We start from the raw sequence: 8,598 nt of genomic DNA, 5'->3' as shown, positions 1-8,598 counted from the left end.
CCCCGCGTTCTCACCAGTCGTCTCGATTGGACGCATCGGGGCTCGTCGGGCCCGGTGAGGGTGGGCAGCCGGGCCGCGGCCCAATCGCAGACCCCCGGTCCCCTCGCGCCTTTGCCGCAGGAGATCCGTCCGAGATTCGTCGTTTGTTGGGTATGAGTCGTCCGGGTCCGAAGGTTCCACCGTTGTTGGTGACCGATGCCCAGCGGGCGGTGCTGGAGGGCTGGGTGCGTCGGCGCACGACGGCTCAGGCGTTGGCTTAGAGGTCGCGGGCAAGTCCGGTCCCGGCCGTTAGCAGGGCCGCGTCGCGGTGAAAGGCCCGACGGGGTCACGGCGGGGTGACTGTGCGGAGCAGTCCCGCGAGAGCCGGGGAGTGGCTGTGCGCAAGCCGGTCGATGGGGGCGGCGGCGAGAGCACGCCCATCAGCGCGGGCCCACGCCCCGCCGCACTCCGTGGCCGCGGGGCTGAAGGCGACGCCGGAGCCGATGGCTGCGGGCCTGGCTGGTGGAACCGAGGCCGGCTACACGCCCCGTTCACCGCGTTGGCCGCTGTCATCTTCTCTCCTTCTAGGGTCTGTCTCCCCGATCACGGGCCGGCTCCGGGGCTTGCACGGTTGAGGCGGTCGGCATCAGGGGTCGGAGCGGCCGATCGAATCGAGGAGCTGGAGTTCTCCGTCCGTCAGCCGCAGCGTGCCCGTTGCCACATTGGCGACGAGGTGTGCCGGGTTGCCCGTGCCGGGGATGGCCAGTACGTGTGCGCCCTGCTGCAGGATCCATGCCAGGCGTACCTGTGCAGGTGAGACGCCGTGCGCGTCGGCGATGGCGCGTACTTCGTCGTGCTCGGCCTGGACGGCTCCGGCCTCGCGGCCTTTCCCGGCGATGGCGAAGAAGGGGACGAACGCGATGCCGTGCGCTGCGCATGCGCGGAGCATCTCGTCGCCGCCGGGCATGTCGATGCCGTATCGGTTCTGGACACAGACCACTGGTGCGATGGCCTGGGCCTGGGCCAGGTGCTCCGGGCGGGCGCTGGAGATGCCGAGGTGGCGGACGAGCCCAGCGGCGCGCAACTTGGCGAGAGCCCCGAAGTGCTCGCTGATGTCGTCCTGGCCCATGATGCGCAGGTTGACCACGTCGAGGTAGTCGCGGCCGAGCTGGCGGAGGTTCTCCTCGACCTGGCCGCGCAGCTGGTCGGGCCGCGCCGCGTCGGCCCACTCGCCAGAGGCGTCCCGGGCGGGCCCGACCTTGGTGGCGATAACAAGGTCGTCCGAGTACGGCGCCAACGCCGAGTTGATCAGCTCGTTGGCGGAGCGCAGCCGGGAGAAGTAGAACGCTGCGGTGTCGATGTGATTGACACCGAGTTCGACCGCTCGGCGTAGAACGGTGATGGACTGGTCGCGGTTGCTGGGGGTGCCCTGGTGGAAAGCGGCGCTGCCGGTCAGGCGCATGGCGCCGAAGCCGATCCGGTTGACCTTGAGGTCACCGAGCAGCCACGTTCCCGAGGCTGCCGCAGAGACCGAGTGCGACGTCATCTCTTCCATCAACTCCATCGTTCGAGCCGTCGCCTCTGGCTCGTTCGAGGCGGCGCGGCCCTGGAGTATGCGCAGGTGAGGGGCATGGCGGGAAGGCGCGGAGCGATGGGGGAATGTCACAGCCCGAACGGGAATCCTGATGACACGCTCCGAGTTGTTACTGGTGACGCATGCTCCCGAACTCCCCTGTCACGTGTTGCGATCTTTGTAGCGGGCCTTGTCGAAGCCTGGAGGTCGTCTGCCGCGTGAACCCCGGCGCAGTCGGGCGGCTTTATGGTCCTTCTTCTGCGGGATCACCTGTCGGATCCCGCGCTTGCGCAGGTAGGCGCGGATCCTCGGTTGCTGTACGCCTTTGTCGGCGCTCACACTGTCCGGCGTGCGGCGGGGACGACCGGGCCCCGTGCGGGGGACGTGGATCTTGTCCATGACCGGCTCGAAGTGGGTGCAGTCCGCCCGCTGTCCCGGCGTGATGAGCAGGGCCAAGGGGCGGCAGCGGCCTTCTGCCGCGACGTGGATTTTGCAGGTAAGCCCGCCGCGGGACCGGCCGAGCCCTTCTCCTGCCGCCCCGCCTCCTCCAGCAGGCCGCGCCGGCTCACCGCCGCCGACAGAGGCTGAACCGATCTTCGCGGGACCCCTTTTGAGGAGCCCGGCGGCGACGGCGGTGGATCCTTGGGCGCACCCGCGGCGTGCTGGTGGGCACGCGTAACGGTGGAGTCGACGTTGATGTTCCAGTCAAGGCTGCCCTCCGCATCGGCGGCGGCCTGGACGTGCTGGAGGAGCATCTCCCAGGTCCCATCGGCTGACCATAGCGCGTGCCGTTTATGAACCGTCTGCCACGGCCCGAAGCGTTCAGGCAGCTCGCGCCACTGCACTCCGGTGCTCAGCCGGTGAATGATCCCGTTGATGACCTGCCGGTGCGTCAGCCGATCCGAGAAACAGAACCTAGCCCGGCCGCCGCAGCCGGGTCTATCCAGTCGATGATCACGACCGCAACGTCGCCGCCCTGCGCACTGCTCGAAGAGCTCCGCTCCGGAATGAGGGCAAGATCAGGCTCGAAGGCAAAGTGAGCCGCAAGCCCGGCCCGTGCCAGCGGGTCTCCGCCGTGAACGGCGACTGTGATCTCTTGCACTGACATGACGTAGACCTCACTGGCTGACGGAGATAGGCGAGCGGGCGTAGAGCGGGATGGAAAGGGTACTTCGGGCTGCATCTGCGACGACAGCAGGAAACGAACCGACGGCAAGTGGGCGATGGCCTAGCCGCCGCACGACGAGCTCAGCCCGCTCGCACGCCGTCCAAGGGCCGCGGTTGAGCAGATGCAGCGTCCTGAGAACGGAAGGAGGCGCTTTCGACGTCAGGCTCCGCATCTCAAACGAGTTCGTGGGCTTGGGAGTTCACTCGCTGCCAATGACTCTCGGGATTGTTCCCGGCGGGTCGGCCCAGGCTGGACTGGCGAAGACACCGCCGGAACCCCCACCCGCAACGTCCGGGGCATCACCGTCTGGACGGTTCCGCGGGCGGCACCCGGGGTCAGTGTCGAGCTGCCCCAGGGCCCGCTGCGCCGGAAAAGGCCTCCCGATCGCCGTCACACGCGGTTTCCGGTAGCCCACCTCCAGATGCCCGGCGGCCAGTCGCACACGTGGCGACCGCAGATCCAGGCTGGCCGGGCGGCGCGCGCCCCCCTTGTCGACCGCCAGTCGGGCCGGGCGGCCGGTGCGTGCGTTCCGCCCGGCGCCTGCGTTGGGGTAGGCACCGGTACGGCGGGTGAGCAGGTCCGGCGACCGGCCGTCTTCGGCCGGCTGCCGTCGGCCGGGCACGGGACAGCGTGGACGGTTGCGACGGTGGCCTCGCGCCGCCGTAGGTGATGTATCGCTTGGTGTCTGAGGGCGTGCTGTCACTGCCCGCTGATATCTTGTCACCCATGTCTGATATGTGTGCTTTGCTCTTGTGCGTTGAGCTGACGTGACGTGGGGGTTCTGCGTGACCATCCGGAACTTGCCCTGTTCCTGTGCCTGGCCGCCGGCTATCTCGTCGGCAAGCTGCGCGTCGGGCCGATCACGCTGGGCGGCATCTGCGGCACGCTGATCGTGTCGCTGCTGCTCGGCACACAGAAGATCGCCGTGGCCGACGACGTCAAGACGGTCTTCTTCGCGCTGTTCATCTTTGCTCTGGGCTACATGGCGGGCCCGCAGTTCTTCGCCAACTTCAACCGCAGGGGCCTCACCTTCGGGGTGCTGTCCCTGATCGAGATGGTCTCGGTCATCTGCATCGCGTACGGACTCGCCAAGGCGTTCGACCTGGACATCGGTACGGCGTCGGGCATCCTGGCGGGCGCGGCCACCGAGTCGGCGGTGGTCGGCACGGCCACCGAGGCGATCGGCAAGCTGTCGGGGCTGACCCCGGACCAGGTCAAGGAGTACCAGGGGCATGTGGCGACGGCGTACACCGTCTGCTATCTCTTCGGCCTGATCACCATCGTGCTGTTCACCAGCCAGATCCTGCCGCTGCTGATGCAGATCAACCTGGCCGACGCCTCCCGCGAGTTGTGGCAGAAGATGCGCGGCGACACCCCTTCGCTCGAGTCGGACGAGCGCGAGCCGCTACCCGCGATGGTCGGCCGCACATTCCTGGTGACGTTGGCGGACGGCCGTACGGTCGGCGACCTGGAGGCCGGACTGGGTGGCCGGGTCACCGTGGAGGGCATCCGACGCGGCAGCGCCACCGTCCATCCGGCGCCGGACGTCGAACTGCTGTTGTCCGACCTGGTGATGGTTGTGGGCCGCCGGGCCAACACCATCGAGGCGGGCCGCGAGATCGGCCCGGAGACCCCGGCGATTCCCGGCCTCGACGCACCGCTGGCCAGCAGTCAGGTCGCGCTCACCGAGGAGGCAGCGGACGGCGGGAGCATCGACGACCTCCAGAAGCGGCACCCGGAGTTCGCCGACGCGGGCGTCTACGTGACGGACGTGCTCCGGGGCGAGCAGCGGATGCCGGCCTCGCCGGAGACGGAACTGCGTCAGGGCGACGTACTGACCCTGGTCGGGTCGCGCGCCGGGCTCGGCAAGGTCGCGGCCAAGATCGGAGCGGTGGTCAAGAACGACACCACCGACTTCGTCTACCTCGGCTTCGGCATCGCGGCGGGTGCCCTGCTCGGCCAGGTCGTCGTCCACATCGGTGACATCCCGCTGTCTCTGGGCACCGGCGGCGGCTGCCTGGTCTCCGGCCTGGTCTTCGGCTGGTTCCGCTCCCGCCGCCAGACCTTCGGCGCCTTCCCGCCGCAGGCCGCCGCCACCATCAAGGACCTGGGCCTGGCGGTCTTCATCGCCTGCACCGGCCTGGCGTCCGGGCCCCAGGCAGGACCGCTGCTGCGCCAGTACGGCGCGCTGCTGCCGCTGGCGGGCATCGGCATGGTGCTCATCCCCGCCGCCTTCTCGCTTCTCGTCGGCCTGAAGATCCTGAAGATCGACAAGCCGGTGCTGATCGGCGCCATCGCCGGGCAGCAGTGCTCCACCCCGGCGATCACCTCGATCACCCAGGTCGCGCAGAGCTCCGTACCGCTGCTCGGCTACACCGTCACTTACGCGCTGTCGAACTTCCTGCTCCCGCTCACCGGACCGGTCCTCGTAGGCATCCTCGGCTCCTGATCCTTACGGCCCGGCGCACCCAGAGAGACCGTGCGGCATGATCGCCTTCCTCAACCGCAACATCTTCACACCTCACCCCGAGCTGCTGGTGTTCATCACCGTGGCGATCGGCTTCCTCATCGGCCGGATTCGCTATCGGGCCATCGCGCTGGGCGCGGTCACCGGCTGTCTGGTGGCCGGCCTGGTGCTGGGCGCGCAGTTCAAGGTACAGATCGACGGGACCGTGAAGGACCTGTTCTTCATCATGTTCCTGTTCGCCCTCGGCTACCGGGTCGGCCCGCAGTTCTTCCGTGGCCTGCGCAAGGACGGCCTGCCGCAGGTGCTCAACGCGGTGGTGGTCTGCGTGACCGGCCTGCTGGTCTGCTGGGCCTTCGCCTCGCTGCTCGGCTACGGCCCGGGCCTCAGCGCGGGGCTGCTCGGCGGCGCGCTCACCCAGTCGGCCGTCATCGGCGTCGCCGGCGACGCCATCTCCAACCTCCCCGGCCTGTCGTCCGCGCAGATCAAGAGCGAGTCCAACCTCGTCGCCATCGGCTATGCGGTGACGTACCCGCTCGGCACCATCTTGTGCGCGCTGCTGCTCGCCAACGTGCTGCCCCGGCTCTACGGCCGCGACCTGGCCGCCGAGAGCGCGCAGCTGGCCCTGGAACTCGACTCGCCCGGCGACGACCCGGACCTGGCCGACGGCTACTACGAGGTGGTGCTGCGCGCCTACACGATCGCGCGCCCCGACATCGTCGGCCGCACCATCGAGGACTTCGAGCACCAGCAGGAGGCGGTCGGCCGCCGGGTCTACCTCACCAGGGTCCGGCGGGGCGGCACGCTGCTCGACCACGACCAGCGGACCGTCCTGCGCGAGGGCGACGTCGTCGCGGTCAGCGCGCTGCGCGGCTCGCTGGTCGACTTCGACCCCCGCACGCACATCGGCCCCGAGACCGACGACACCGAACTGCTCGGCTACCGCACCGAGACGCTGCACGTGGTGGTCTCCGAGAAGGGCCAGATCGGCCGGACCGTCGGCGACATGCGCAAGGAGCCCTTCATGACCGGCGTCTTCATCAAGCAGCTGTTCCGGTCCGGCGCCGAGTACCCGTACCGACTGGGCACCCTGCTCGAACGCGGCGACACCGTGGTGCTGACCGGTCCTGAGCGGCTGGTCGGCCCGGCGGGCCGGAAGATCGGCAAGCCGGTGCCGACCAGTTACGCCACCGACATGATCTGGGTGGGCCTGGGCATCTTCCTCGGCGGGTGCATCGGCATCCCCGCCCTGACCGTCAGCGGGGTGCCGATCTCGCTGTCCGTCTCCGGCGGCGCTCTCATCATGGGCCTGGTCTTCGGCTGGATCCGCGGCCGGTACCCGACGTACGGCAACGTGCCGCCGGGGGCCCAGTGGTTCATGGACACCCTGGGCCTGTGCCTGTTCGTGGCCGTGGTCGGCCTCAACGCCGGGCCGTCCTTCACCAGCGGCCTGTCGACCGCGGGCTGGGGGCTGCTGCTCTTCGGGGCGATCGCCACCCTGATCCCGCTGCTCGTCGGCTTCCTCGTGGGCCACCACATCCAGAAGATCCGCTTCCCGATCCTGATGGGCGTCCTGGCCGGCGGCCAGACCACCACCGCGGCGATCGGCGCGGTCAACGAGGCGTCGCGCTCGCAGATCCCGACCCTCGGCTACACGATCCCCTACGCGATCGGCAACGTCCTGCTGACCGTCTGGGGCGCCGTCATCGTCCTCCTGCACCACTGAATCCCGTAGAACTCCCTACAAGGAGCACCGCCGTGACCAAGGCCCGCCTCACCCGCGCCGAGATCCAGTCCTTCGCCCAGCTGAGCCCCTTCGAACTGAAGGACAAGTTCATCGAGATTGCACAGGCCGTACAGGAGGACCAGCCGGGCCAGAAGGAGACCACCGCCCGCGCCATGCTCAACGCGGGCCGCGGCAACCCCAACTGGATCGCCACCGGCCCCCGCGAGGCGTACTACGCTCTGGGGTACTTCGCCCTGTCGGAGTCCCGCCGGGTCTGGACCGCCGACAACCTCGGCGGGATGCCGGACAGGCAGGGCATCGGCGCCCGCTTCGACGCCTTCGTACGGCAGCACCCGGACCTGGCCGGCATCGAAATGCTCACCGCCTGCGTGGAGCACGCCCTCCAGCGCTTCGGCTTCGACCGCGACGAGTTCGTCCACGAGCTGACCGACGCCAGCATCGGCGACAACTACCCCGTCCCCGACCGAATGCTGCCGCACGCGCAGCAGATCGTCCGCGGCTACCTGAGCGACGAGATGTTCGCGGGCCGCCCGCCGCAGGGTGCGGGCGAGCTCAGCCTGTTCGCCACCGAGGGCGGCACGGCGGCCATGTGCTACATCTTCGACTCGCTGATGAAGAACGACCTGCTGCACAAGGGCGACAAGATCGCCCTGATGGTGCCGGTGTTCACCCCCTACATCGAGATCCCGGAGCTGGACACCTACGAGTTCGACGTCGTCCTCGTCCAAGCCGACCTCTTCGCCGACACCGGAGTCCGCGAGTGGCGCTACCCGACCGAGGAGGTCGCCAAGCTCGCCGACCCCGAAATCAAACTGGTCTGCCTGGTCAACCCGAGCAACCCGCCGTCGCTGGCACTCAGCGAGCGGGTCACCCACCAGATCCGGGAGATCGTCGCCACCACCAACCCCGGACTGGTGATCGTCACCGACGACGTCTACGGCACCTTCGTCGAGGGCTTCCGCTCACTGGCCGCCGAACTGCCCCGCAACACCCTGCTCGTCTACTCCTACTCCAAGCACTACGGCTGCACCGGCTGGCGGCTCGGCGTCATCGCGCTGCACGACGACAACGTCATCGACGAACGACTCGCCGCCCTCCCGCAGGCCGACAAGGACCGGCTCGCCAAGCGCTACGGGACGCTCAGCCTGCACCCGGAGAAGATCCGCTTCATCGACCGGCTGGTCGCCGACTCCCGCCAAGTTGCGCTCAACCACACCGCGGGCCTGTCGCTCCCGCAACAGGCGATGATGACGCTCTTCTCGCTCTTCGACATGCTGGAGGAGGGCCAGGCGTACAAGCACCGCATCCGGGCCGTCGTCCGGCAGCGACTGGAGCTGCTCCTCGAAGGCGCCCGGATGAAGATCGCCGACGATCCGGCACGCGCGGGCTACTACATCGAACTCGACCTGCTCGCCGAAGCCGAACGGACCCACGGCAGAGCCTTCGCAAACTTCCTGGAAGCCACCTATGAGCCGGTCGACCCGCTGTTCCGACTTGCCGAGCAGACCTCCGTGGTGCTGCTCAACGGCGGCGGCTTCGACGGCCCCCAATGGTCAGTACGCGTGTCACTGGCCAACCTCGACGACCTCGACTACCTCAAAATCGGCCACCACCTCCGAGCGGTCTTCGACGCGTACCACACCGAATGGCAAGAGCAGCAGAGCAAT

6 protein-coding genes are annotated in these 8,598 nt (G+C 68.7%); 3 read left to right on the top strand and 3 right to left on the bottom strand.

Translation table 11 applies throughout. From position 1 onward, the window contains the following. Positions 1 to 625 precede the first annotated feature (625 nt). The 3 genes from V2S66_RS34080 to V2S66_RS34070 form a co-directional block, all read right to left on the bottom strand. Positions 626 to 1,525 carry an oxidoreductase gene (locus V2S66_RS34080; RefSeq protein ID WP_330800943.1) on the bottom strand — a complete coding sequence of 300 codons (900 nt, stop codon included), beginning with the start codon at positions 1,523 to 1,525 and terminating at the stop codon, positions 626 to 628. Positions 1,526 to 1,714: 189 nt separating this feature from the next. Further along, positions 1,715 to 2,146 carry a transposase gene (locus V2S66_RS34075; protein ID WP_330800941.1) on the bottom strand — a complete coding sequence of 144 codons (432 nt, stop codon included), beginning with the start codon at positions 2,144 to 2,146 and terminating at the stop codon, positions 1,715 to 1,717. Between the two features lie 298 nt (positions 2,147 to 2,444). Beyond that, entirely contained in the window at positions 2,445 to 2,660 is a 216-nt protein-coding gene (locus V2S66_RS34070) for a hypothetical protein (RefSeq protein ID WP_330800939.1), read from the bottom strand. Between the two features lie 832 nt (positions 2,661 to 3,492). Here V2S66_RS34070 and aspT (V2S66_RS34065) point away from each other — a divergent pair. The 3 genes from aspT (V2S66_RS34065) to V2S66_RS34055 form a co-directional block, all read left to right on the top strand. Beyond that, positions 3,493 to 5,169: an aspartate-alanine antiporter gene (gene aspT / locus V2S66_RS34065; RefSeq protein ID WP_330800937.1), complete on the top strand. Its 1,677-nt coding sequence runs from the start codon at positions 3,493 to 3,495 to the stop codon at positions 5,167 to 5,169. 37 nt (positions 5,170 to 5,206) lie between these two features. Continuing rightward, on the top strand, positions 5,207 to 6,910 hold the full coding sequence (gene aspT, locus V2S66_RS34060; RefSeq protein WP_330800936.1) for an aspartate-alanine antiporter: 1,704 nt from the start codon (positions 5,207 to 5,209) through the stop codon (positions 6,908 to 6,910). A gap of 32 nt (positions 6,911 to 6,942) precedes the next feature. Then, a partial coding sequence (locus V2S66_RS34055; RefSeq protein WP_330800934.1) for a bifunctional aspartate transaminase/aspartate 4-decarboxylase occupies positions 6,943 to 8,598 on the top strand: 1,656 nt, incomplete at its 3' end.

This window comes from Actinacidiphila polyblastidii, from assembly GCF_036353415.1.
In the GTDB taxonomy this organism is placed as follows: domain Bacteria; phylum Actinomycetota; class Actinomycetes; order Streptomycetales; family Streptomycetaceae; genus Actinacidiphila; species Actinacidiphila polyblastidii.
The sequence above is the reverse complement of the archived record's forward strand: the minus strand, read 5'-3'. Positions and strand labels throughout refer to the sequence as shown.